Consider the following 24,876-nt stretch of genomic DNA (forward strand, 5'->3'; position numbering starts at 1 on the left):
CTACCGCACCGGCCAGTCCTCGGCGGTGATCGTCGCGGCGTCGGCGCCGACGATCTCGGAGAGCGAGTCGCGCCCGGTGCGCAGCAAGGTCGAGGACAGGTCGCGCTTGATGTCCTCGACGAGGCCGAGGCCCTTGTAGACCAGCGACGAATAGATCTGGATCAGGCTGGCGCCGGCGCGGATCTTCGTCAGCGCAGCGCCGCCGGAATCGATGCCGCCGACGCCGATCAGCGGGAAGGCGCCTTCGACGCGCACATAGGTCTCCGCCACCATCCGCGTCGACAGGCGGAACAGCGGACGGCCCGACAGACCTCCCTGCTCGGTCGCCCGGCTCTCTTCCCGCAAGGTCGAGGGACGCGCCAGCGTGGTGTTGGCGACGATCATGCCGTCGACACGGCGCGAGCGCGCGATGTGCACGACATCGTCGAGCTCGGCGAGACTGAGATCCGGCGCGATCTTGAGCAGAACGGGCGAATCGCCGGCGTTCTTGCGCACCCGCTCGCGGGTGTCGATGACGCGCGACAGCAGGTCGTCGAGCATGGCCGATTGCTGCAGATTGCGCAGCCCCGGCGTGTTCGGCGAGGAGACGTTGACGGTGAAATAGCTCGCGACCGGCGCAAAAGTCTCGATCAGCTTCACATAGTCGGCGATGCGGTCGGGCGAATCCTTGTTGGCCCCGACATTGACGCCGATGATGCCGCCGAGATTGGCGCGGGAGGCGAGCCGCCGCAGCACAGCCTCCGCGCCGTCATTGTTGAAACCCATGCGGTTGATGACGGCTTCGTCCCGTTCGAGCCGGAACAGCCGCGGCCGCGGATTGCCGCTCTGAGGGCGCGGCGTCACCGAGCCGATCTCGACAAAGCCGAAACCGAGCCGCAGCAGCGCGTCCGGCACTTCCGCACTCTTGTCGAAGCCTGCCGCCATACCGATCGGATTCGGGAAATTCAATCCGAAGGCGCGCACCGCGAGCTTGGGATCATCCGCGCGCTGCCGGATCGGCGGCAACAGCTTCAGGCCCTGGATCGCCATGCGATGAGCATCTTCGGGATCGAACCAGCGCAGCAGCGGCAGCGAGAAGGCGTCGAAGGCGCGGATCACGGCTTGAGCTCCGGGACGTCGTGACCGCCGTCGGAGCGCGCGCGCAGGCCGTGGATCTCCATCACCGCGCCGAGGTCGAGCTCGCCATAGAGATGCGGAAACAGCTCGTTGTTGCGCGACGGTTCCCAGCGCAGGGCGTCGCCCAGCGCGTCGGCATCGACCGCGACCAGGAACAGCCCGATCTGTCCGAAGAAATGCTTGCGCGCGGTCTCGGCGACCTGCGACGCGGTAGAAAAGTGGATGAAGCCGTCGCGTATGTCGTCCGCACTGCCCCGGTACACGCCCTGACGCTCGGCCTCACGCCAGGCCGAAGCGGGGGTGATTTTGTAGATCATAGGCACGTGCCGGCCTTCCCTTTTGTCCTTGAGTCTCTTGGGGTTTTGTCCGGATTTGGGGCGAAAAGCCCCAAACGCCACCGGGCGAGCCAGCGACCGTATCGGCGGCGGCGGCGCAACTCAAGCGGCGCTGTGCAACACCGGAGCAGAATTGCGGAAGCCGTCGATTTGAGGCAATAATTCCTAGGTTTCCATACGGGATCGCCGCGATGGCCAAACAAACCAAAGCTCCTCGACCGCTGACCCACGCCCAGGTCTGGACCGTGCTGGACCGCCTCGCCGAACGCGCCGGCTTATCCCCCTCCGGCCTCGCCAAGCGCTCCGGCCTCGACCCCACCACCTTCAACAAGTCCAAGCGGGTCACCGGCGACGGCCGCGAGCGCTGGCCATCCACCGAATCGGTCTCCAAGGCGCTGGCCGCAACCAATTCCACCATGGAAACCTTCGTGCAGTTGCTCGGCGATGGCGGACGCGGCGCGCAGTCGGTGCCGTTGATCGGCTTCGCCCAGGCGGGCGCCGACGGCTATTTCGATCCCACCGGTTTTCCCTCCGGCAAGGGCTGGGACGAGGTGACGCTGCCCGCGACCAATGACGAGCATGCCTATGCGCTGGAGATCGAGGGCGACCAGATGAAGCCGGCCTATCGCGAGGGCGACATCATTGTCGTCTCGCCAGCAACCGCGATCCGCCGCGGCGACCGCGTCGTCGTGCGCACGTCGGGCGGCGAGGTGATGGTGAAGGAGCTGAAGCGTCGCACCGGCAAGGTGCTGGAGCTCGCCTCGCTCAATCCTGCGCATCCCGACCGTACGCTCGATGCCGACGAGGTCGAATGGATCGCGCGCATCGTGTGGGCGAGCCAGTAATCGGGCGATTCAAGCACCACAACACCGGTGTCGTCCCGGGCAAGCGAAGCGCGACCCCGGACCCATAACCACAGGATTGGGTTAGCAGGCGCGCTATGGCCCCCAGTTGGCTCAACATCTGGGAGCGGTGGTTATGGGTCCCGGCTTTCGCCGGGACGACGACGGAGATTGCGGCGAGCGTCTGATCGCTCCTACGTCGCGTAGTCCGGCTCCCTGCGGTCCAGCATCCGCTTCAGCGCATCGAAATGCCGCTGCGACGGAGACGGCCCCTTGTAGAGGTGATCGTCGCGGAAATCGCGCTTGGTCTTCTCGACCACCTGCTGAGGCAATTGCTTCAGCGGCTGATGGGTCCACATCGCATAGATCTGCACCTGCGCGGCGCGCTCGATGTAGTAGAGCCGGTCATAGGCGTCAGCGACCGTTTCGCCGACGGTCGAGATGCCGTGATTGGCCATGAACAGGATGGTCTTGTTGCCGATCACCTTGGCGAGCCGCGCACCTTCGGTCGGATCGAGCGCGGGACCTGTGTAGAGGTCGTCATAGGCGATCGCTTCCGACAGCCCGACCTCGGTCTGCCCGATCTCCTTGATGCGCGGATCTTCGAGCCGCGTCAGCGCGCTGGCGAACGGCATATGGGTGTGGAACACCGCCTTCGCCTGCGGCAGCGCCTTGTGGATCGGTGCGTGGATGCAAAAGCAGGAGCGCTCGACCTCGCCTTCGCCGCGCTTCACCTGGGCGTCGTCGATGCCGACTTCCATGAAGGACGACGCGGTGACCTCGGACCAGTGCATACCGAACGGGATCTGGTAGTAGCGGTCGGTGCGGCCGGGCACCACGAAGGTGAGATGGTTGAAGATGCCTTCCGAGAAACCGTGGATGTAAGCCAGCCTATGCGCTGCCGCGAGATCGACCCGCGCCTGCCATTCCTCGGCGCTCGAGCTGTCCTGCAGCGATGTCGGCGAAACCCTGAACTGCATGCGCGTGCTCCCGTATGTGCCGGCCCCCTCTGCAGAGGCCATGTTGATTTTATGAGCGCGATTGTAACTCAATCCGGCCATGAGCTCCGGTGAAATTGCCGATGGCCTGCCATCCGGATTTTGCGGGGTCGCCAAGCTTGTGGGATGATGCACTGCGAAGGCGGCCGCTTCGGCGGTCCAACAAAACACTCAACCGTAGAGTCATACCATGGCGGGACAATCCGATCGCAAGACCATCGCCGTCATCGGCCTGGGCAGCATCGGCGGCATCATTGCCGGCCTGCTGCGGGCCGTCGACAGGCATGATGTGATCGCCTGCGTGCGGCGGCCGCTCGACCATCTCACGGTGGAGCGGGCGGAAGGCATCGTCGAGGTGCCGCTGCTTGCCCTCACTGATCCGGAACAGGCCACGCCGGTCGACTGGGTGTTGTTATGCACCAAGGCGCAGGACACGGCGTCGAGCGCGCCCTGGCTGGAAAAGCTCTGCGGACCTCAGACGCGCGTCGCCGTGCTGCAGAGCGGCATCGGCCACGCAGAGCGGTTGGCGCCGCTGGTCGGCACCGCCACGGTCGTTCCAACCATCGTCTACTACAATGGCGAACGGCTGGCGCCGGATCGCGTCCGCTTCCGCCGCGCCGGCGAGCATGAATTTGCGGTCAGCGATGATGCCGAGGGCCGCGCGTTCGATGCACTGCTGGACGGCACCGCAATGCGCGTGCTGCGCACCGCCGATTTCACCACGCGCGCCTGGCGCAAGCTGCTGCTCAATGCCGTCGCCAATCCGATCACCGCACTCACCTTGCAGCGGCAGGCCGTGTTCCGCCGCGAGGACATCAAGACTCTTTGTCGTGCCATTCTCGAGGAAGCCGCCATGGTCGGCCGGGCCGACGGTGCTGACCTGGCGCCGGACGAGGCCGAGCAGATGCTGGCGACCCTTTTGACCTACCCACCCGACGCCGGCACCTCGATGTATTTCGACCGGCTCGCCGGACGGCCGTTCGAAGCCGACGCCCTGACCGGCGCGATCGTCGCTGCCGGCCGGCGGCATCGCGTGGCGACGCCGCTCAACGGCCTGTTACTGACACTGCTGCGCGCGACCAGCGACGGCTTGCGCGACAATGCACGAGGAGAGCGGCAATGAGCGAGCTTTCGCAGGGACGACAATTTCGCAGGAGGGACGACAATGGTGAGAGGTCGTCGAACTACGACGACCGCGCCAGCGCGCCGTCGATCATGTTCACCGCATTCTGCACGCCGTAGACCGCGACGAACGATCCGAAGCGCGGGCCCTTCTCCTGGCCGAGCAGCACCTGGTAGAGCATGTTGAACCAGTCGAGCGAGACACCGGGGCGGCCGTCCTTGCCCTTCTTGTTCAGGTCGAGGAACGGCTCGCGGCGACCGATCTCGTAGACGATGTTCTGGATGTCCTCCGCGGTCGCGTTCGGGGCCATGTTGGCGAGCGCATCGCGCAGATCCTGCAGCGCGGCGCGTTCGCCCTCGGTCGGCTCGCGAAACTGCTTCGTCGGCGCCACGAAGTCGCGATAGTAGTTGATGGCGTAGCCGACCATCGCATCGAGCTTCGGATGTGTTTGCGGCGTTACGCCCGGCCGGTAGCGGCCGATGAAGCCCCACAACGTCTCGGCGTTCTCCGCATTCGACGACGATACCAGCGTCAGCAGAAGCTGGAAGGTCACGGGCATGTCGGCCTGCGGCGGCTTGCCGGAATGGACGTGCCAGACCGGGTTCTGCAACTGCTGCCGCGCTTCCTGCCTCGTAAAGCCGTCGAGAAACTGCTGATAGTCGTCGACATTGCGCGGGATGACGTCGAAATAGAGCCGCTTCGCCGCCTTCGGCTCGCGATACATGAACAGCGACAGCGATTCCGGCGAGGCATAGCGCAGCCATTCCTCGATCGTCAGGCCATTGCCCTTCGACTTCGAGATCTTCTGGCCCTTCTCGTCGAGGAACAGTTCATAGTTGAAGCCCTCGGGCGGCGTGCCGCCGAGCGCCGAGCAGATCTTGCCCGACAGCTTGACCGAGTCGATCAGATCCTTGCCGGCCATTTCATAGTCGACGCCGAGCGCGTACCAGCGCATCGCCCAATCCGGCTTCCATTGCAGCTTGCAACGGCCGCCGGTGACCGGAACCGTGACCCTCTCCTTGGTCTCCGGATCGACATAGGAGATGGTGCCGGCCTTCGCGTCATGCGCCGTGACCGGCACGTACAGCACCTGGCCAGTGCGCGGACAGATCGGCAGGAACGGCGAATAGCTCGCCGCGCGCTCCTCGCGCAACGACGGCAGCATGATCGCCATCACTTTCTCGATCCGCTCCAGCATGCGCAGCAATGCCGCGTCGAACCGGCCCGAGGTGTAATACTCGGTCGAACTCGCAAACTCGTAGTCGAAGCCGAACTGGTCGAGGAAGGCACGCAGCCGCGCATTGTTGTGCTGGCCGAAGCTCGGATGGGTGCCGAACGGATCGGGCACCTTGGTCAAGGGCATGCCGAGATGCTTCTCCAGCAGCTCCTTGTTCGGGACGTTGTCGGGCACCTTGCGCAGGCCGTCCATGTCGTCGGAGAAGGCGAGCAGTCGCGTCTTGATCTTGTCCTCGGTGAGCACGCGGAAGGCATGGCGCACCATGGTGGTGCGCGCGACCTCGCCGAAGGTGCCGATATGCGGCAGGCCCGACGGGCCGTAACCGGTCTCGAACAGCACCTCGTCCTTCGGATTTTTCTTCAACCGCGCCACGATCGCTTTCGCCTGCTCGAACGGCCAGGCGTTGGATTGTTCGGCGAGCGCACGCAGGTCGCTCGGGCTGGCGGCGGGATCAATCACGGACATTCCTCAGGCTCTCTCCAAAAAAGGCCGCAAAACTAACGCTTTCGCGGCAAAATGCAAAACGACGGCAAGGTTGTCGCCGCCCCCCTTGCCCCGCTCTTGCGGGGAGAGGTGAAGACCTTCGCGTCAGAACGGGCTGATCGAGAAATAGCGCAGCCACAGATCGGTGAAGCGGCCTTTTTCCCACAGGCGGAAGAGCGCCCAATTCAGCGACTGCCGGAGCAGGTCGTTGCCCTTGCGCACGGCGATGCCGACGCCCTCGCCGAAATAGCGGCTCTCGACGAAGGGGCCACCGGAGAAGGCGCAGCATTCCGCGGAATCGGTGCCGTTGATCCAGAACGCCAGCGAGATCGCGTCGCCGAAGATGAAGTCGACCTCGCCGCGGCGCAGCGCCGCCCGTAGCGCATCGTCATTGGGATAGGAATGGATTTCGGCGTCGGTGAACATCGCCTTGAGATAGGCCTCGTGCGAGGTGCCGGCGATGACGCCGACCTTCTTGCCCTCGAGATATTCGGGACGGATCTCCGGCATCACGTTGTCGCGGCGCGACACGAAGCGCGCCGGCGCGCGGTAATAGGGATCGGTGAAATCGACCTTGGTGCGGAGCTGCGGCGTCACCGCCATCGACGCGATGATGGCGTCGCCGCGATTGGTGGCGAGCGCATCGACCAGGGTCTCGAAGCGGCGCATCTGGATGGTGCAGGTGACCTTGATCTCGTCGCACAGCGAGCGCGCCAGGTCGACATTGAAGCCGGCCGGATTGCCGTCGGGGCCGGTGAAGTTGAACGGCGGATAGTCGGTCTCGGTCAGGAAGCGGATCACGGTGAGGCGCGACAGATCCGGCCGGTCGGGCCGCCGGCGCGGGTCCCAGAAGCCTGGCACCGCCTGCGGTGCTGCCTGGGCAGCAGCCTTCGGTGTCGGGGTCTGGGCCGATGGTGCCGGAGCAGCGGGCGCAGGGGCCGCCGGCACCGCCTGCGCCGGAGCCGGCTTCGTGGCCGGGGCCTGCGCGGGCGCCGCATGCGTCGGCGGAGTCTGTGCGACCGCGGGTCCGGCCAGGCCCAGCAGCGCAGCCGCGACCAGCCACCCCGCCAACCGGACGGCAGGGCGCGACAGGACGACGGCGAATGGGACGGACTGAACGGGCATAAACCGGCAATTTAAAAGGAATTGGATGGGCTTATAGACCATCCGGCGCCCGACGCGAGCGCCGAATAGGTTAATTCTACCCGGGAATTGCGGCATGATCCGAGAAGCGGAGACCGGCTTTTCGAAGGGATCATGCCCGAGCGGGGGCTCAGAGATACCGTTTCAGATCGGTCGCCGCTTCTTCGGGCGACCGTTTTAGGTTGAACGGCGAGATGAAATTGCCGTCGCGATCCATCAGATAGATCAGCGCGGTGTGATCCATCGTGTAGTCGCCATCCTTGAGCGGCACTTTCTTGGCGTAGACGCGATATTCCGACAGCACCTTGGCGATCGCCGCAGGATCGCCGGTGAGGCCCTTCAGGTGCGGATCGAAGCTCGACAGGTAATCCTTCATCGCGGCCTGGGTGTCGCGCTCGGGATCAACCGAGACGAAATAGGCGTTCACGCGGTCGGCATCCTTGCCCATCGCCTTCAGCACCTCGGACATTTCGAACAGCGAGGTCGGGCAGACGTCGGGGCAATGGGTGAAGCCGAAGAAGATCAAGGTTGGCTTGCCCTTGAGGTCCTTGTCGGTGACGGTCTGGCCCATCTGGTTGGTGAGCTGGAACGGTCCGCCGATCGCGGCGGGNNGGGCGCAGCGACGGTGCGCAAGCCCCCGACCGCCCACAGCATGAGGGCGAGGCCAACCGCCAGGCTGGCGGCAAAGGCGGCAAAGATCACCAGCGGGCGGGTGGTCCGGGGCATGATGGCGAGACGTCCTCTCTCAGAAGCAGGCGGAGATGCCGGCGGCGATCGTTTCGAAAAACACCGCGGTCCCGTAACGGAACCAGAGCACGGCAGCGGCAAGCAGGGCCAATCCGCCGAACCCGGCGGCGCCCCAGAGGATTACCGACGCCGCCCTGCCTTGCGCCGGGGCGGCGACATCATGAGGCTGGACGGAGATCGGCTGAACCATGGGATTGAGATAAGCCCGGTTCCTCCGCCCGGCAAGCACCATGGCGCCCGGCGCGATCACGTCATGCGGAGGGTGCGGCAGCCAGAGGAAACACGCCGGAAGGTGGACGGTGCCTGCTCCCGCCATGACGGGAACGGAGCCAGCAAAACCGTCGGCGATCAGTGCGAGGCCGGCCTGCTCGCCGACGCCTGGGCGTCGAGATAGCAGGGCTTGTACAGCGCCGTCAGTTGCTTACCGCGCAGGAAAAGCATCCTCGGCGTCAAGCCGCCACGCGCCGTGATCCATCTGCGCACCGCGGGCGGATACATCGAATAGAGCATCTGGGTTGCTTCGGGATTGGTGACGGCGCGGCCGTTGGCGCCGAAGTCCCAGGCGGCATGGAAGCCGAGGCTGGCATGCGAGGTGACACAGATCTTGTCACGAGGAACCGCGCCGAGCACGATGGTGCAGGCCGATGCGCAGAGCCCGTCGATGATCACGGTCTCGCCCGAGGAACGCAGGCTTTGATATTTGTCGACGTAGGTTCCGATCCGTCCGCCGCGATCATCGGCAATTCTGACCACCGCGTGCGACGCCCCCATTCCCGCCAGCAGAAGAACCGCAGCGAGCAACCCCGTCATCAACTTCATTGGCCTGCCCCAGTCGAAACCGAATCTGTTGGTCTTGTGATGCAAGATGGGCGTGAGCGTGTTGCGAGACCGGATTTTTGTCCAGCCAAGTGCAGCACCTCAAATCAAATTCAAATTGGGTGTTGCGCGCACGCTGCAGTCGAAAGCGAAAAGGTCCCAAACTGGAACACGTTGTCGCAACCGCTTGATGGCTCGCCGCCACAGGCAAGAGCCGTTTGGCGTTGACCGCGTGCGATGAGGCGGTCTTGAATCGCGGCCGGGCTGGGGGAGGATCAAATGGCTGACGATGCCGATGTGATCGTGGTCGGCGCGGGGCTCGCCGGACTCGTCGCTGCAACCGAGATCGCCGACGCAGGCAAGCGCGTCATCGTGCTCGATCAGGAAGGGGAACAGAGTCTCGGCGGACAGGCGTTCTGGTCGTTCGGCGGATTGTTCCTAGTCGATTCGCCGGAGCAAAGGCGGCTTGGCATCAAGGATTCCGCCGAACTCGCGCTGCAGGACTGGATGGGCACCGCGGGTTTCGATCGTGACGAGGATCACTGGCCGCGCAAATGGGCCGAGGCATATGTCGCTTTCGCGGCGGGCGAGAAGCGCGGCTGGCTGCGCGCGATGGGCCATCGCATCTTCCCGGTCGTCGGCTGGGCCGAGCGCGGCGGCTATGACGCGATGGGTCACGGCAACTCGGTTCCGCGCTTTCATGTGACCTGGGGTACCGGTCCCGGCATCGTCGAACCGTTCGAGCGGCGTGCGCGCGAGGCCGCGAAGAGCGGACGCCTGATCTTCAGGTTCCGCCACCGTGTCGATGCGCTCAGCGTGACCAACGGCGCCGTCGACGGCGTCAGCGGCGCGATCCTGGAACCGAGCAGCGTCGAGCGCGGCAAGAGTTCCTCGCGCAAGGTGGTGGGCGACTTCTCGCTTCGCGCGCAGGCCGTGATCGTCGCCTCCGGCGGCATCGGCGGCGATCATGATCTGGTGCGGCAGAACTGGCCGAAGCGGCTCGGCGAGCCGCCGAAGTTCATGATCTCCGGCGTGCCCGAACATGTCGACGGCCGCATGATCGGCATCACCGAGGCCGCAGGCGGACGCATCATCAACCGCGACCGGATGTGGCACTACGTCGAGGGCATCCGGAACTGGAACCCGATCTGGCCGCGCCACGGCATCCGCATTCTGCCGGGACCGTCATCGCTGTGGTTCGACGCCACAGGCCAGCGCCTGCCCGCGCCGCTGTTTCCGGGCTCCGACACGCTCGGGCAGCTGCACTACATCATGAGCACGGGTTACGATTATTCGTGGTTCATCCTGACCCAGAGCATCATCAAGAAGGAGTTCGCGCTCTCCGGCTCAGAGCAGAACCCCGATCTGACCGGCAAGAGCTGGCGCATGACGATCAAGCGCGCCACCAACAAGGGCGCGCCGGCGCCGGTGGAGGCGTTCAAGCAGCACGGCGCCGACTTCATCGTGCGCGACAACCTCGCCGACCTCGTCGGCGCGATGAATTCGCTCGCCGGCAACGACCTCTTGAAGCTCGATCGCATCAAGGCGCAGATCGAGGCGCGCGACCGCGAGATCGCCAATCCTTTCGTGAAGGATGCGCAGGTGATGAACCTGCACAATGCGCGCCGCTACATCGGCGACAGGCTGATCCGCACCGCGAAGCCGCATCGCATCCTCGATCCCGAACATGGCCCGCTGATCGCGGTGAAGCTCAACATCCTGACCCGCAAGACGCTCGGCGGCTTCGAGACCGATCTCGACTCGCGCGTGTTCGGTCACGATCACCGGATCATCCGCGGGCTCTACGCGGCGGGCGAAGCCGCCGGCTTCGGCGGCGGCGGCGTGCACGGCTATCGTTCGCTGGAGGGCACCTTCCTCGGCGGCTGCCTGTTCTCCGGCCGCAATGCGGGCCGGGCAGCGGCGAAGGCGGCGGGCTAAAGCGCACTCTCAAAATATCGAAAACAACCCCATGCAAAGTAGCTGGCGGCCTGCCGTCAGTCGGAAAAGCAGCTTGACGCGTCGGGCAACTCAGCGGCATTTTTGATTATCAGAAATAATGCAGACACCCAGTTTGGGAGTTTGAAGCACCGGAGCCCGGCCAAACGCAACGCTTCAGGCTGGACCCCGGTTCGGTGCTTACCGGCAGAAGCGGACATCAACCTGCCGACAATCTCCGATGAGTCGGCCGAGAATGGACCCGGAGCGGACGTTTGGAGCTACGCCGCGCTAAGCGCTTGCGTCTCTGGAATACTGGATCGTCCGGCCAAGCCGGACGATGACAGCGGAACGAGTGGCCGTCGCGAGAACGCAGACGCCTGTCTCGGCCGGGAACGCCGCAACAGAGCGGCCATGCCCGGCGGGCCATTGCCAGACGCATGCAAGCTCTGCCATCGAGGCGCCGTCACCAATCACAATTCGAGATTTTCCGGGAAACGAAATGACGATCTTTACCACTTCGCCATCCAAATTGCTGATCGCGCTCGGCGCCGCCGTCCTGCTGGCGGTTAATCCGGGGCACGCGGAAGAGGGCGTCCTGCGCGTCGGCATCATCACCGACATGAGCGGCCAATATTCGGACGGTAACGGCCCTGGCTCTGTGATCGCGGCGCAGATGGCGGCGGAGGAAATCGGTGGCACCGTTGCCGGCCGCCGCATCGAGATCATTTCGGCCGACCACCAGAACAAGCCCGACGTTGCCACGGGCATCGTGCGCAACTGGATCGATAATAAGGGCGTCGATGTCGTCGCCGAAGGCGTCAACTCGGCGGTGGCGCTGGCGATCCAGAACGTGACGCGTGAGCGGAAGAAGATCTTCCTGATTTCAGGCGCGGGCTCGTCGGACCTCACCGGTAAGCAGTGCTCGCCGACCAGCGTGCAATGGACCTACGACACCTACGCCGCTTCGAACGCGACTGCGAAAGCCGTCGTTGCGCGCGGCGGAGCGTCATGGTTCTTCCTCACGGCCGATTATGCCTTCGGACATGCGCTGGAGCGGGACGCGAGCAAGTCCGTGGTCAGTTCCGGCGGCAAGGTGGTGGGCGCGGTGCGCCATCCCTTCGATACCGCGGATTTCTCGTCGTTCCTGCTGCAGGCGCAGTCGTCCGGCGCGAAGATCCTGGCGCTTGCCAATGCCGGCGCGGATCTCCGCAACGCGGTCGCCCAGGCCGACGAATTCAACATCCGCCAGAGCATGCAACTCGTCGCGTTGCAGGTCACGCTGACCGACGTCCCGGCGCTCGGCCTTGCCCATGCCCACGATCTCCTGTTCACCGACTCCTTCTATTGGGACCGCACGCCGGAGACGCGGGCCTTCAGCGAAGAGTTCTTCAAGCGGCATGGCGCCATGCCGACGGCCTATCAGGCCGGCGTCAATTCCGCGCTGCGCCACTATTTCAAGGCGGTCGCCGCAACCAAATCGGTCGATGCGGAAACCGTGATCGCCCAGATGCGCAAGACGCCGGTGAACGACTTTTTTGCCCAAGGCGGCGTGGTGCGCGAGGACGGCCGCATGGTTCACGACATGTATCTGATGCGAATCAAGAAGCCCGAGGAATCCAAGGGCAAATGGGACGTCTACGAATATCAGTCCACGGTCGCCGGCGACCAAGCGTTCCGTCCACTGGCCGAGGGTGGGTGCCCCTACATCGCCAAATCTCAATAGAAGAAGTCTCAATAGGACTAGGAAGGCCGCCTCAGTTGGCGGCCTTTTTCATTTTCGCGAATGTCGCCTCTGGCCCATCGCGGCATTTGCTGCGGTTGCGCAAAAGTGGTCGATGCCGGGGCGAACCGGACGTCGACCAAGGTTTATAAGTACGCGTCTAATCCGCCTCGGCGCTCGCGAACCGGACGCCGAACGTATCGGCATTCGCTTGTCCCCATTCGTACAACGCCTGCAGCATTGGCTTCAGCGTCTCGCCGCGTTTGGTCAGGCAGTATCGCGAGGAGCCGCCGGCGCGCTCCTGCTTCACGAAGCCTGAATTGCAGAGATCGCGCAGCCGCTCGGTGAGGATCTTGTCGCTGAGTTGCGGGATGTCGTGGCGTAGTTCGCCGTAGCGCATCGGGCGGATCTTCAGCCGGCTCAGGATCACGGTCTTCCACTTGCCGCTGAGCTGGTCGATCGAGAACTCGACCGGGCAACCGTATTTCCGCTTGGTCTTGCGTATCATCCCGTTCTCCCGCCGCGCTTTCCATCTGGTTCGTTGAGGGCGGCCAACGATGCATCTAAGCACGCTTCGCGGGGTTGGGAGAACAGCAGGACCAGCAAGGCATGACAGAAGACAGCTCCGCACCGGGCACGCGCGACGCACGCACGACACATCAACGCATCATCGTCAGACGCAACGGGCCCTACGAGCCCGACAGCGACATTCCGATCGTCGATCATCTCGGTGTTCCCATCGCAACGCAAGTTCCGGTGCGGCTCTGCCGCTGCGGGCAATCGCAAACGAAGCCGTTCTGCGACGACAGCCACCTCAAGCGCGGCTTCACCGATGCCCGGGATTCGCGTCGCGCGCCTGACAAGCTCGACGTCTATGAGGGGCAGCAGGCATTCCTCTTCGACAATCGCGGCATCTGCGCACATTCAGCCTTCTGCACCGACCGGCTCAGATCGGTGTTTCATCTCGGCGAGGAACCGTTCATTACCCCAAGCGGCGCGCGGCTCGACGATATCGTCAACGCGGTGCGAAAGTGTCCGTCTGGCGCGCTCGGCATCGGCCTTGGTCCTGCGCGCGACGCCAACCTGTCCGACATCAGCAGGCCGCCGCAGATCGAAGTGTCCAAGGACGGTCCCTATCGCCTCACAGGCAACATCAAGCTGGTCGATGAGGACGGCGTTGCCATCGTGCAGAACGCGGGCGCATCGCACGAGCATGTCAGCCTGTGCCGCTGCGGTTCGTCGCTCAACAAGCCGTTCTGCAGCGGCATGCATTGGAACGTCGAATTTCACGATCCCCTCCCCGATCCCTTGCGCGAGCCGACGTTGTTCGAATGGGCCGGCGGCTATCCGGCACTGCTCGACATGACGCGCATCTTCTACAGCCGCTACGTGCCGGAGGACCCGCTGCTCGGGCCGCTGTTCGCCGAGATGTCGCCGGATCATCCGGAGCGCGTCGCGGCGTGGCTCAGCGAAGTGTTCGGCGGCCCGCGTCTCTACACCGAACGCTATGGCGGCTATCGACGGATGATCTCGCAGCATATCGGCAAGGAGATCAGGCCCGAGCAGCGCGCGCTGTGGGCCACCTATATGATGCAGAGCGCCGACGATGCCGGGCTGCCGTCCGATCCCGAATTCCGCGCCGCCTTCGTCGCCTATATCGAGTGGGGCTCGCGGATCGCGGTGGAGAATTCGGGCACCGATGCCAAGCCGCCACCGAACATGCCGGTGCCGCGATGGTGGTGGGTCTGCAACGCCACGCCCGGCGCGCGGCCGTCCGCCATGACTGCCGACGCACCGGCCGCAGGCGAGGTCAGCGCGGCGCTGCCCGGTCCCGACGAGGCTGTGCAATTCGAGCAGCATATCCGGCCGCTGTTCCGGCCGATGGACCGCAACTCGATGCTGTTTGCCTTCGACCTCTGGAATGAATCTGATGTCAGCAAGCACCGTCGGCAGATCTTGGCACGGCTCGAGGCCGGAACCATGCCATGCGACGGTGCATGGCCAGCCGAGCGGTTCGCGCTGTTCGCGCGCTGGGCGAATGCGCTGAAGCCATCGACCTGATCGCGATTGCGCCGAGGCGATCTTCGCTGTCGTCCCTGGTTGAATGCGCTGGTGCCGCAGCGTGCTGCACTACTCAATTCTGTGGCTATGGGTCCCTGCTCCCGTGCGCAATTGCGCACTAGGCAGGGACGACACCGCCTTGTCGGTCAGCAAATGTCCCGCATTCCACAGCTCACACCGCAAACTCGCTGTCGTCCCTGCGCAAGCAGGGGCCTATAACCACCGCTCCAAATGGTTGAGTGCGCTGGTGCCGAAGTGTGCGCCACGACTCAATTCTGTGGCTATGGGTCCCTGCTTTCGCAGGGACGACACCACCGCCTTGACACCACCGCCTTGTCGGTCAGCAAATGTCTCATATTTCCGCAGATCACTGCCACAAACCCGCTGTCGCCCCTGCGCAAGCAGAGGCCCATACTCCGCGGCTGATGTCGTTGATGGAACTCGTCATTCCAGGGCCACTCAACAATTACCATTTGTGGTTATGGGTCCCTGCTCCCTTGCGCAATTGCGCACTAGGCAGGGACGACACCGAATGTGTTGCGCGGCCGGCGAGTCACGCATCCACATCGATCTCGGTGCAATCCGGGCGATTTCCATCAACCGCGCTGCAAAATGCGCAGTGGCGGCGCGCGCCTTGGCACGCTAGACAGTGCCCGCCATTCAAGTGGAGACCCAAATGAGCATTCAGCGTTTCGAAACCGGCCCGCGCATGAGCCAAGCCGTCGTGCACGGCAACACCGTCTATCTCGCCGGCGTCGTGGCCGGCAAGGCCGCCGGCGGCAGCGTCACCGATCAGACCAAGGACATCCTGTCGATCATCGACGGCCACCTGGCGAAGGCCGGCACCGACAAGTCGAAACTCCTCAGCGCCACGATCTACATCACCGACATGAAGACGTTCCCCGAGATGAACGCGGTGTGGGACGGCTGGGTCTCGGCCGGCAACACCCCGGCCCGCGCCACCGTCGAGGCCAAGCTCGCGGCCCCGCAGTACAATGTCGAGATCATGGTGGTCGCGGCGAAGTAGGCGCGTTTCATCAAGACCGCGATCAAGACCTGATGCCCCGGATTGCAGAATTGCAGTCCGGGGCATTTCTTCATTCGGATCTCACGCGCTGATCCGCGGTCGTTCGCCCGTGGCGCCGCCGAGGTCGGACTGCAGCCAGCGGGCGATCCGGCGCCACGAATTGGTCAGGGCTTTGCAGCCCATGAACAGGCCGAGATGACCGCACGGCTCGGTGCTGCTTTCGAGCCACGGCGGCGGCGTACCCAACAGCGGCATCGTCGCGAACGCCTGGTCGCGCGGGACAACGATGTCGTTCTCGGCGGCGAGCAGGAAGATCGGCACCTTCACTTCGGCGAGATCGACCTGACGGCCAAGCGCGACGAAGTCGCCGGCGGCGATCCGGTTCTGGCGGAAGACCCAGTCGGTCACCTCGAGATAGTAGGTGCCCGGCAGATCGAGCGTCTCGCAGTTCCAGTGCGCAAAGCGATCGAGCAGCGCGGTTGCATCCGCCGACTTGTCGTCAAGGCTGCGCTGCAACGCGGCCTCGACATCGCGCAGGCCGAATGGGACGCTCCAGAATTGCAGCATATGCTTGCCGCTGACGATACCGTCTCCCTGCTGCACCATCGCCTCGAAGCCTTGCTGCGGCAGCGAGGCCACCATCCTGGAGAGTTGCGATGGCACCGAGACATCGATCGGGCTGCCGGCAAGCACGAGCCGCCGCACCTTGCCGGGAAAGCGCGCCGCATAGAGCAGCGACAGCCAGCCACCCTGACAGAGCCCCGCGAGATCGACCGGCGGCCCCATCGCATCGACCGCGACGTTGAGATCGGACAGATAGCTGTCGATCGAGAAATAGCGCATCTGCGGTGCAGCCGAGCGCCAATCGGTCAGATAGAGACGCGCGACGCCGGCGTTCTGCAGCGCCTCCATCAGGCTGTGGCCGGGTGCGAAATCCGCGATCTGCGCGCGGTGCAACGCGTAGGGCGCGCAAACCAGCAGTGGCCGGCCATCGGCCGTCTTTGAAAAGTCCCGCAGACGCATCGACGGTAGCTGCAACGCTATCGTGTTCGGCGTGGTCCACGGTAGCGGCGCCTCCGCCGCACGCTCGGGCGCACGATCGGCGTACCACTGCCAATACGTGTCCAGCACCAACCTCGTGGCTTCAAACGGCCACAACCAAGCCTGCTGCGCCCAATTCGCGTCCGCGCTCCGTTCCGGTGGGTTCACTTTTTCGATCAAGCTCATTCACCGATCGATCGCCGCCGATATGGCTCGGCCGGCACGGGTCAGAATCTTGACCCCGATCAAGAACCGACGAATTCAACTTGAACAGTGTACGCCTATCCCGCTGGAGCAGCCATGCCGGGACGTCACGATCTCGCGATCCCGGCATGGCGATATCAACTACGCCGCCCGCGCTGCACTGCGCTCCGCCTCGAGCTTCCGGGCGAACAACCAGCGGAAATAGGTCAGCGGCGCATCCGCGCCGATGGCGAGGAGCTGGTAGTTCGGATCGGCGTCGAGCACCTTCTGCTGCGCTTCGATGAAATCCTTGTCCTCGTTGAAGCCGTCCTCGAGCGAATGCCGCAGCGACAGCGCGATGTTCGGATTGTCGATGTCGAAGTCGTGCAAATAGTTCCAGAAGAAGTGCGTGCTCGAGCGCGTCTCCGGCGTCATGAATTGCGCGTTGCGGTACCTGCGCGTGCCCGGAACCTCAACACCTTTCTCAACGCCCTGCCCTGCCGGCGCGAATGTGGTGTCCAGCGTGAAGATGCCCGGGATGAGCATGCGGCCGATGTTGCGGCGATCGATCGGGTCGGTCTTGTTCGGGATGACCTTCCGGTGATAGGGCGGCGGTTCGGCGCCCATGTGCCAGCGCTCGACGCGAAAACCGTCATCCAGTTTCTCGATCGCGACCGGCTTGGTCTTGTAGGCGTATTCCTCGGAGCCGCCGAGCGTGTTGGTGTGGACGAATGCGAGATGGGCGAAGTCACTGAGGTTGTCGACGATCAACAGCCAGTTGGCCTTGTAGTGCATGTAGCCCGGCAATCCTCGCCACTTGGGATCCTCGAGCGGCGGATAGTCGAGGATCAGCTTCGGATCGGCCTTCTCGGGGTCGCCGGTCCAGATGAAGATCATGTTGTAGCGCTCGACCACCGGATAGCTGCGCACGCCGAGCTTGGCGGGAATGCTGTCCTGGCCCGGGATCTGGATGCACTTGCCGTCGGCGGCGAACTTCATGCCGTGATACATGCATCTGATATCGTCACCCTCGACGCGGCCCATCGAGAGCGGCGCGGCGCGATGGCAGCAGCGGTCGTCGAGCGCGACCACCTTTCCGCTTGATCCGCGGTAGAGCACGATCGGCCGCTCCAGGATGGTGCGAGCCAGCTTCTTGCCGTCGATCAGTTCCTGGTTCAGCGCCGCCATATACCAGGCGTTGCGCAGGAAAATTCCGTCGTGATCAGTCAAGTCACCCTCCCGGTGCAAATGTTGGTTGCCGCGAGGTTAGGTGATCCCGATCGTCAGGATAATCCGATTTGGCTGGACACACTGTACCGGTGGATGGACAATCCGGCCATGGAGTGGCGCGACTGGGAGCTGTTTTGCGAAGTTGTCGAGCACGGCGGCTTCACGGCTGCCGCGCGCGTGCTCGGCCATCCCAAATCGAGCCTCAGTGCTGCGGTGCAGCGGCTGGAAGCCAATCTCGGCCTGCGGCTGATCGAGCGCACCACGCGGCATCTGCGGCTGACCGACGTCGGCGAGACCATTTACCGCAAGGTGCGCCCGCTGTTCGCCGCGCTGCACGACACCCACAACGAGGCGCTGGCGATGAGCAGCGCGGTCGCAGGCACTCTGCGCATCAAGGCGCCATACGAGTTCGGCGCACATCATGCCGGACCGGTCGCCTGCGCCGTGATGAGCCGCTATCCGGAGCTCGCGATCCGGATCGATGTCGAGCATGACATCGTCAATCCCGTCGCCGAGAACTACGACATCGTGTTCGCGATGCTGGAAGCGCCGCTGCCGTCGGCCGGCATCGTTATCCGCCGCGTGTTCACCCTCGAACGCGGCCTGTTCGCGGCCCCGGCGCTGCTGGAGAAATTCGGCGAGCCGCGCACGCTCGAGGAGCTGAAGACCCTTCCATTGCTCACCGGCCCCAGCGATCCACCCTGGGCGATCACCGCCCCCGGCGGAGCGGTCGAGCATCTGACCGTCGATCGCGCGCGCCTCACCAGTTCGAACGCCCACGTCCGGTTGCAGGCGGCACTCGCCGGCCACGGCGTGCTGCGGGTGACCGCCAGCTACACACGCGCCGCCGTCGCGGCCGGCCAGCTGCGGCGATTGCTGCCGGACCATGCCTGCGAGCCGCTGAACGTGCACGCCTTGCTGCCGGCCCGGCAATTCGTCCCCGCCAAGGTGCGCTGCTTCCTCGATGCGATGGAAGCCCATGCAAGAGGCGATCCCGAGGCCTATATCAGGCCGTAGGGCCCGTCCCGATGCCGACGCGGCTTTTTTCGGGAACTTATTCGCTCGGCCGGCATCCAATGCAGGTCAGTTGCGAGAGTGAGAGCCCTCATGCGCCAGGCCCAGGTCACGACCACCAACCCAATCGCCACAGGGGATACCGGATTGGTGCAGCGCGCACGCGCGCGGGACGAGTCCGCGGTGCGCGCCATCATGCAGGCGAACAATCGCCTTCTGTTCCGGCTGGCGCGCGGCATCCTGCGCAATGACAGCGAGGCTGAGGATGTCGTGCAGGACGCCTACGTCCGCGCCTTTACCCATCTTGACCAATTCCGCGGCGACTCCAGCCTGTCGACCTGGCTGTCGCGGATCGCGATCAACGAGGCGCTCGGCCGGGTGCGCCGCAAGACGGCCGGCGTGGAGTGGTCCGAGCTGCCGCAAGCTGCCCTCGAGGCCCAAATCATCCAATTCCCCCTGTCGTCGGTCGACGATCCGGAAAAATCCATGGCCCAGCGCGAAATCCAGCATGTGGTCGAGCATGCGATCGACGAATTGCCCGAAGCATTCCGCCTCGTCTTCATCACCCGCGTGATCGAGGGCATGACGATCGAGGAAACCGCTGCAATTCTCGGCCTCAAGCCGGAGACGGTGAAAACACGCTTGCATCGGGCTCGGACCATGCTGCGCGACAATGTCGAACGCAAGATCGGCCCCGTGGTGATGGAGGCCTTTCCCTTCGCCGGCCGGCGCTGCGAGCGGTTGACCGACGCCGTGCTGAAACGGCTGGGCTACGCCGCATAGAATTTTCGGGAACCTTCGCGCGGCGGCGCCATCCAACTCCTGTGCAATCAACCATGCGCCGACCCATTCGCGGCGCAACAGGAGTGTCAAACCATGTTCGTTCGATTGAGCATCGCGGTCGCCGCGCTGAGCCTCTTGGGCAGCGCCGCGCTCGCCCAGAATGCAAAGCTCACCGATCCGCAGATCGCGCACATCGCCTATACGGCCGGCGTGATCGACATCAATGCCGCCAAGCAGGCGGAAACGAAGGCGTCCAACAAGGAAGTCAAGGCGTTCGCCAAGGACATGGTGCGCGACCACGAGGCGGTGAACGAGCAGGCGCTGGATCTCGTGAAGAAGCTGAAGGTCACTCCCGAAGACAACGACACCAGCAAGGCGCTGTCGAAGCAGGCGAGTGACAAGCTGGCCGAGCTCGCGAAGCTGAAGGGCGCAGCCTACGACAAGGCCTACATCGACAACGAGGTCGCCTATCACAAGACCGTCAATACGGCGCTGGAGACGCAGTTGATCCCGTCGGCCAGCAATCCCGAGCTGAAGGGTCTGCTGCAGACCGGCCTGAAGATCTTCCAGGGCCACCAACAGCATGCCGAACACGTCGCGGCCAGCCTGAAGTAAAGGAATTCCTCATGTCGTCGGGACGCCATCTTGCAATACTTGTTTTACTTGCGCTCGGCGCGATGGCCGTCCCGGCGCATGCGGCCACCATCCAGATCGTGATGGAGAACCTCGTCGTCTCGCCGGCCGAGGTTTCGGCCAAGGTCGGCGACACCATCGAATGGGTCAACAAGGACATCCTCGCCCACACAGCGACCGCGAGGAACGGCGACTTCGACGTGACGCTCGCGCCGAAGCAGACAGCCACCCTGGTGCTGAAGAAGGCCGGCACGGTCGACTACTACTGCCGCTACCATCCGAATATGAAAGCGGTGCTGAAGATTGCACCGTAGCGCATGACGTCGGAGGTAATCGATCAACGCTCGCGAACCTTCGATAGTCCGGACAGCCGAACAGTCCGGCGCCATCGAAGGAGAGAGACATGACCGACCACGCAACCATTGCCCGCCGCTATATCGAGCTCTGGAACGAACGCACGCCGGGCCGGCGCCGCGAGATGCTGAGCGAGAGCTGGACCGCGGATGCCCGCTACATCGACCCGCTGATGAGCGGCGACGGCCATGCAGGCGTCGATGCGCTGATCGCGGGCGTGCAGCAGAAGTTTCCCGACTTCAAGTTCACGCTGATCGGCGAACCGAACGGCTTCGGCGACCATGTCCGCTTCTCCTGGGGCCTCGGCCCTGACGGCGTCGACAGCCCGATCAAGGGCACGGATTTTGCCGTGCTGAAGGACGGTCGTATCAAGAGCATCACCGGCTTCCTCGATCAGGTGCCGGGAGCCTGACGCGCATGCGCCGTCATTCGGGACGATGCGCAGCGTCGAGCCCCGGAATGACCCATTGAATGGGTCGAAAGCGCTACGACCGGACCGCTTCCACGCCGGCGATGTGGCTGATAGTCTTCCCGAAACACATCGGGAGGACACCATGAAGGCAGATCTGGCCTTCAAGACATCCGTCGTCAGCGACATCACGCCGGCGCTGCTGGCGATCGGCCGCGACAGCTTTCCGGATGCCCTGATCGGCGCACTGCGGCGGGCCGCCGGCGTCGGCCATTGCATGGTGTTCTCGTTTGCCGGTGCGCGGTCGGCGGCGTGCCTGCTCGACGTCGGCAACATCCCGATCGGGGGCGATCTCGGCACCGCCTATTCCGAACATTTCCATCTGTCGGATCCGAACCGCGATGCGGTGTTCGAAGGGCAGGCACAGACCGCACCGATCGTGCTGCCGAATTTTGCCCGCCGCATGTACAGCGACAGCTATCGCAAGATCTTCTTCGACGACTCCGACATCGTCGACAAGTTCGCCTCCGCGATCTGGGTCGACGACACCTGCTACTACGTCAACTTCTATCAGATCACCGAGCAGGGCCGTTTCAACCGCAACCAGATCGCGCGCCTGACCGCGATCGCCCCGGTGGTGACCGCAGCCGTGGCGCGCCACTTCCAGCGCGATGCGATCGATGCCGATCCGATGGACCGGCTGAAGACCCTGTTTGCGACTGCCGAGCCGTTTGCGGCGCTGACCGGACGCGAGAAGGAGGTCTGCCTGCGCATCCTCTCGGGCCTCAGCTCGGAAGCGATCGCCGCCGAGCTCGGCATCGGCCTGCATTCCGCCCTCACCTACCGCAAGCGCGCCTATGACAAGCTCGGCATCTCCTCGCAGAACGAGCTGTTCGCGATCGCGCTGCGCCTCATGGCGTCGGCACGCCGGCTGAACTGATCGGGGCTGCCACGGGCCTGTCCCAAGCGGTGGGGACAGACATACGGCACGCTGCGGCCTATCCTGACGCGCGGATCGAGCCTTCAAGGATTCCGCCGTGAGCACAGCACCGCATTTCGACATCGACGTCCCGGCCTTCTGGCAGGATCCTTATCCGACGTTGGCGCGGATGCGGAAGGAGGCGCCCATCGCCTTCGTGCCGCAGCTCGGCAGCACGCTGCTGTGCTGCCGCGACGACATCTTTGTCTCGGAGAAGCAGATCGACGTGTTCTCGTCGCACCAGCCCGAAGGGCTGATGAACAAACTGATGGGCCACAACATGATGCGCAAAGACGGCGATGCGCACATGAACGAGCGCAAGGCGATCTTCCCGGCGATCTCGCCGAAGACGGTGAGGTCGCATTGGACCGCGCAATTCGAGACACACGCGACGCGCATCCTCGACGAATTGAAGCCCGACGGCGTGGTCGACTTCGTGCAGGCCTTCGCGCTGCCGTTCTCGGCGGAATGCCTGAAATCGATCACCGGCCTCACCAACATGCGCTACCAGGACATGAACGCCTGGTCGCAGGGCATGATCGACGGCATCGCCAACTATGTCGGCGATCCCGCGATCGAAGCGCGCTGCCATGCCGCGACCTCGGGTATCGACGCCGCGATCGATGAGATGGTGCCGGTGCTGCGCAAGGCGCCTGATCTCAGCCTGCTCGGTGTGCTCTTGCAGACCGACATGCCGATGGAGAGCGTGCGCGCCAACATCAAGCTTGCGATCTCCGGCGGCCAGAACGAGCCGCGCGACGCGATCGCCGGCACGGCATGGGCGCTACTCACCCACCCCGATCAGCTCGAGCTGGCGCGGAGCGGCGCAATCCCGTGGCTGCAGGCCTTCGAGGAATATGCGCGCTGGATCTCACCGATCGGCATGTCGCCGCGGCGCATCGCCAAGCCCTGGACGATCCGGGACGTCGCCTTCGAGACCAACGAGCGCGTGTTCCTGATGTTCGGCTCGGCGAACCGCGACGAGAAACATTTCAGCGAGCCCGACAGGTTCGACGTTCGCCGCGACGCCAGCAAGAGCATTGCGTTTGGTGCCGGTCCGCATTTCTGCGCCGGCGCCTGGGCCTCGCGCGCCATGGTCGCCGATGTGGCATTGCCCGCGATCTTCGGACGGCTGACCAATCTGCGGCTGGTCGAGGACCGGCCGCCAAGGATCGGCGGCTGGGCTTTCCGCGGACTGCTGGATCTGCCGGTGACCTGGGATCGATAGCAGCGAACGTGCCTCACGCGCCCCGGGACGGAGCGCGGCGGCGGAATATGTAAGCATAGAAACGTTAGGCGATAGTGACGGTCCGCACACATCGTGCGGGTCACCCGCAGGTCGCACCGCGCCCGCGCGGTCGCAAGTCTCGCGAATCGGGCTCATTTGCCGCCTTCTCGCCCCTGCGGCGATGAGCCTCGAAAGACCGTCACTCAAGTGTCATGAATCCATTTCAATCGGCCGTTATTGGTGAAAGTGCAGTCAGTTGAGCTGTTACAAGGGATTTGTGATGAACCCGAACCACAACGGTAGCGGTCACGATGCCGCCTTCCACCACGACGCCCCCGAACAGGAAGTCGAGGAAGGCAACGGCATCAACAAGACAGTCGCGGTTGTCGCGGTGGTGGCCGTTGGTGCCGCCGTGTTCGAAGCCGCCTTGCTTCCTGGCCTTGCACTTGGCGTTGCCGCAGTCGCCGCGCCGAAATACCTGCCGAAGCTGGGTAACGCGCTGAACCCGCTCTTCAAGTCCACTGTTCGCGGCACCTACAAGTTCGCGCAGAAGTCGCGCGAGATGTTTGCCGAGGCCCACGAGCAGGTGAACGACATCGTCGCGGAAGTGAAGGCCGAGAACCAGGCCCAGGACGCCAAGGGCGCCGACGGTCGCGTTTCACCCGCGGCCTGAGCCGCATCAGACGACGAAGACAGCGAGACGGCCGACCGCGGCCGTCTTCGTGACGTGGACGTCGGCGTCGCCATGAGGCGCATTCGACGATGGTGTCATTCGCGTCCGAGGCCGGCTTTCGAGTTGCTCTTTGTTTGAGCATGATCTTTTCGGAAAACCGCTTTTCACTTTTCCGGATCATGCTCGAGAGGATTGCGATGACCAAGATGAAGTTGCAGATTGCGCATCAGGTTCCCGGCCGGATTCGCATGAAGGTGCCGTCGGCCAAGGAAAATCCCGAGCTTCTCGATCAGATCAAGCAGACCTTCAGCGTCATTCTCGGCGTCCAGGAAGTCACCGTCAATCCGACGACGGGAAGCGTCGTGCTGCACTACGACACCGAGCATCACGACGAGTTTCACGGCCGGCTCGAGCATCACACGGGCGGCCACTACAAGCCGCCGACCAACGAGATCGACGCACTCGCCAACAAGATCGAGCAGGAAGCCGAATATCTCGCCGAGCATTCGCACAGCGCCAAGGTGATCGTCGATTTCTTCAAGGACTTCGACAAGGGGATCAAGGTCGCCACAGGTAACGTGGTTGACCTGAAGATCCTGCTCGCTGCCGGGATCGCCGGCTTCACCATCTTCGAGGTTGGCGCCAGTGCGGCGACGCCGGTTTGGGTCACGCTGTCGATCTTTGCACTCAACCACATGATCCAGGCCAACATGGGCAAGGCGGACGACGCGGAACCGGAACTCGCGACAGCCTGACCGCCACG

26 protein-coding genes are annotated in these 24,876 nt (G+C 64.2%); 15 read left to right on the forward strand and 11 right to left on the reverse strand.

What is annotated here, in order from left to right:
* Together AS156_RS31330 and AS156_RS31335 are read right to left on the reverse strand one after the other, a co-directional pair.
* Entirely contained in the window at window positions 1-1,098 is a 1,098-nt protein-coding gene (locus AS156_RS31330) for a quinone-dependent dihydroorotate dehydrogenase (RefSeq protein ID WP_066513055.1), read from the reverse strand.
* Complete coding sequence (locus AS156_RS31335) at window positions 1,095-1,439, reverse strand: DUF952 domain-containing protein (RefSeq protein WP_201456131.1); 345 nt, start codon at window positions 1,437-1,439, stop codon at window positions 1,095-1,097. Before AS156_RS31335 ends, AS156_RS31330 begins: the two co-directional genes overlap by 4 nt.
* Window positions 1,440-1,642: 203 nt before the next feature.
* Here AS156_RS31335 and AS156_RS31340 point away from each other — a divergent pair, with 203 nt between their 5' ends.
* Window positions 1,643-2,296, forward strand: a complete 654-nt coding sequence (locus AS156_RS31340) for a S24 family peptidase (protein WP_066513060.1) — start codon at window positions 1,643-1,645, stop codon at window positions 2,294-2,296.
* A gap of 191 nt (window positions 2,297-2,487) precedes the next feature.
* Here AS156_RS31340 and AS156_RS31345 read toward each other — a convergent pair whose 3' ends face one another.
* The gene (locus AS156_RS31345) at window positions 2,488-3,273 is read right to left on the reverse strand and encodes a class II aldolase/adducin family protein (RefSeq protein WP_066513283.1); all 786 of its coding nucleotides are present in this window, start codon (window positions 3,271-3,273) and stop codon (window positions 2,488-2,490) included.
* A gap of 208 nt (window positions 3,274-3,481) precedes the next feature.
* Here AS156_RS31345 and AS156_RS31350 point away from each other — a divergent pair, with 208 nt between their 5' ends.
* Window positions 3,482-4,414, forward strand: a complete 933-nt coding sequence (locus AS156_RS31350; protein ID WP_066513061.1) for a 2-dehydropantoate 2-reductase — start codon at window positions 3,482-3,484, stop codon at window positions 4,412-4,414.
* A 61-nt stretch (window positions 4,415-4,475) separates the two neighbouring features.
* On the opposite strand, the gene AS156_RS31355 is transcribed toward AS156_RS31350, so the two are convergent.
* The 5 genes from AS156_RS31355 to AS156_RS31375 all read right to left on the reverse strand — a co-directional run bounded on the left by AS156_RS31355 (window position 4,476) and on the right by AS156_RS31375 (window position 8,843).
* Window positions 4,476-6,116 (reverse strand): lysine--tRNA ligase, encoded by a 1,641-nt coding sequence (locus AS156_RS31355; protein WP_066513063.1) that lies wholly within the window; start codon window positions 6,114-6,116, stop codon window positions 4,476-4,478.
* Window positions 6,117-6,239: 123 nt separating this feature from the next.
* Window positions 6,240-7,259: an ABC transporter substrate-binding protein gene (locus AS156_RS31360; protein ID WP_082747843.1), complete on the reverse strand. Its 1,020-nt coding sequence runs from the start codon at window positions 7,257-7,259 to the stop codon at window positions 6,240-6,242.
* A 148-nt stretch (window positions 7,260-7,407) separates the two neighbouring features.
* A partial coding sequence (locus AS156_RS31365; protein ID WP_245313154.1) for an SCO family protein occupies window positions 7,408-7,887 on the reverse strand: 480 nt, incomplete at its 5' end.
* A 135-nt stretch (window positions 7,888-8,022) separates the two neighbouring features.
* Window positions 8,023-8,340: a hypothetical protein gene (locus AS156_RS45165; protein ID WP_245313155.1), complete on the reverse strand. Its 318-nt coding sequence runs from the start codon at window positions 8,338-8,340 to the stop codon at window positions 8,023-8,025.
* Window positions 8,341-8,372: 32 nt separating this feature from the next.
* Complete coding sequence (locus AS156_RS31375) at window positions 8,373-8,843, reverse strand: Clp protease/crotonase-like domain-containing protein (RefSeq protein WP_066513065.1); 471 nt, start codon at window positions 8,841-8,843, stop codon at window positions 8,373-8,375.
* 276 nt (window positions 8,844-9,119) lie between these two features.
* Here AS156_RS31375 and AS156_RS31380 point away from each other — a divergent pair, with 276 nt between their 5' ends.
* Both AS156_RS31380 and AS156_RS31385 read left to right on the forward strand, forming a co-directional pair.
* The gene (locus AS156_RS31380; RefSeq protein ID WP_066513067.1) at window positions 9,120-10,778 is read left to right on the forward strand and encodes an FAD-binding dehydrogenase; all 1,659 of its coding nucleotides are present in this window, start codon (window positions 9,120-9,122) and stop codon (window positions 10,776-10,778) included.
* Window positions 10,779-11,277: 499 nt separating this feature from the next.
* Window positions 11,278-12,501: an ABC transporter substrate-binding protein gene (locus AS156_RS31385; protein WP_066513071.1), complete on the forward strand. Its 1,224-nt coding sequence runs from the start codon at window positions 11,278-11,280 to the stop codon at window positions 12,499-12,501.
* A 157-nt stretch (window positions 12,502-12,658) separates the two neighbouring features.
* Here AS156_RS31385 and AS156_RS31390 read toward each other — a convergent pair whose 3' ends face one another.
* Complete coding sequence (locus tag AS156_RS31390; RefSeq protein ID WP_066513072.1) at window positions 12,659-13,006, reverse strand: winged helix-turn-helix transcriptional regulator; 348 nt, start codon at window positions 13,004-13,006, stop codon at window positions 12,659-12,661.
* Between the two features lie 101 nt (window positions 13,007-13,107).
* Between AS156_RS31390 and AS156_RS31395 the strand changes: the two genes are divergently transcribed.
* Entirely contained in the window at window positions 13,108-14,559 is a 1,452-nt protein-coding gene (locus tag AS156_RS31395) for a CDGSH iron-sulfur domain-containing protein (RefSeq protein ID WP_066513073.1), read from the forward strand.
* A gap of 676 nt (window positions 14,560-15,235) precedes the next feature.
* A complete protein-coding gene (locus tag AS156_RS31400; protein WP_021076937.1) occupies window positions 15,236-15,586 on the forward strand; it encodes a RidA family protein in 351 nt (116 codons plus the stop codon).
* 81 nt (window positions 15,587-15,667) lie between these two features.
* Here AS156_RS31400 and AS156_RS31405 read toward each other — a convergent pair whose 3' ends face one another.
* Window positions 15,668-16,717: an alpha/beta fold hydrolase gene (locus AS156_RS31405; protein ID WP_245313156.1), complete on the reverse strand. Its 1,050-nt coding sequence runs from the start codon at window positions 16,715-16,717 to the stop codon at window positions 15,668-15,670.
* A 255-nt stretch (window positions 16,718-16,972) separates the two neighbouring features.
* Entirely contained in the window at window positions 16,973-18,040 is a 1,068-nt protein-coding gene (locus AS156_RS31410) for an aromatic ring-hydroxylating dioxygenase subunit alpha (protein ID WP_066513075.1), read from the reverse strand.
* 93 nt (window positions 18,041-18,133) lie between these two features.
* On the opposite strand from AS156_RS31410, the gene AS156_RS31415 reads away from it, so the two are divergent.
* The 9 genes from AS156_RS31415 to AS156_RS31455 all read left to right on the forward strand — a co-directional run bounded on the left by AS156_RS31415 (window position 18,134) and on the right by AS156_RS31455 (window position 24,868).
* Window positions 18,134-19,057 (forward strand): LysR family transcriptional regulator, encoded by a 924-nt coding sequence (locus AS156_RS31415; RefSeq protein ID WP_245313157.1) that lies wholly within the window; start codon window positions 18,134-18,136, stop codon window positions 19,055-19,057.
* 90 nt (window positions 19,058-19,147) lie between these two features.
* Window positions 19,148-19,837 (forward strand): RNA polymerase sigma factor, encoded by a 690-nt coding sequence (locus tag AS156_RS31420; RefSeq protein ID WP_066513079.1) that lies wholly within the window; start codon window positions 19,148-19,150, stop codon window positions 19,835-19,837.
* 93 nt (window positions 19,838-19,930) lie between these two features.
* Entirely contained in the window at window positions 19,931-20,452 is a 522-nt protein-coding gene (locus AS156_RS31425) for a DUF4142 domain-containing protein (protein WP_066513081.1), read from the forward strand.
* 11 nt (window positions 20,453-20,463) lie between these two features.
* Window positions 20,464-20,784, forward strand: coding sequence for a cupredoxin domain-containing protein (locus AS156_RS31430; RefSeq protein ID WP_066513083.1), 321 nt, complete (start codon window positions 20,464-20,466; stop codon window positions 20,782-20,784).
* Window positions 20,785-20,873: 89 nt separating this feature from the next.
* On the forward strand, window positions 20,874-21,236 hold the full coding sequence (locus AS156_RS31435; protein ID WP_066513085.1) for a nuclear transport factor 2 family protein: 363 nt from the start codon (window positions 20,874-20,876) through the stop codon (window positions 21,234-21,236).
* Between the two features lie 142 nt (window positions 21,237-21,378).
* Window positions 21,379-22,173, forward strand: coding sequence for a helix-turn-helix transcriptional regulator (locus tag AS156_RS31440; protein WP_066513087.1), 795 nt, complete (start codon window positions 21,379-21,381; stop codon window positions 22,171-22,173).
* 97 nt (window positions 22,174-22,270) lie between these two features.
* Entirely contained in the window at window positions 22,271-23,440 is a 1,170-nt protein-coding gene (locus AS156_RS31445) for a cytochrome P450 (RefSeq protein ID WP_066513088.1), read from the forward strand.
* Between the two features lie 280 nt (window positions 23,441-23,720).
* Window positions 23,721-24,113, forward strand: coding sequence for a DUF5132 domain-containing protein (locus AS156_RS31450; RefSeq protein WP_066513089.1), 393 nt, complete (start codon window positions 23,721-23,723; stop codon window positions 24,111-24,113).
* Between the two features lie 197 nt (window positions 24,114-24,310).
* Complete coding sequence (locus tag AS156_RS31455) at window positions 24,311-24,868, forward strand: HMA2 domain-containing protein (protein ID WP_136626527.1); 558 nt, start codon at window positions 24,311-24,313, stop codon at window positions 24,866-24,868.
* Window positions 24,869-24,876 lie beyond the last annotated feature (8 nt).

It is taken from the genome of Bradyrhizobium macuxiense (genome assembly GCF_001542415.1).
Classification (GTDB): Bacteria; Pseudomonadota; Alphaproteobacteria; order Rhizobiales; family Xanthobacteraceae; genus Bradyrhizobium; species Bradyrhizobium macuxiense.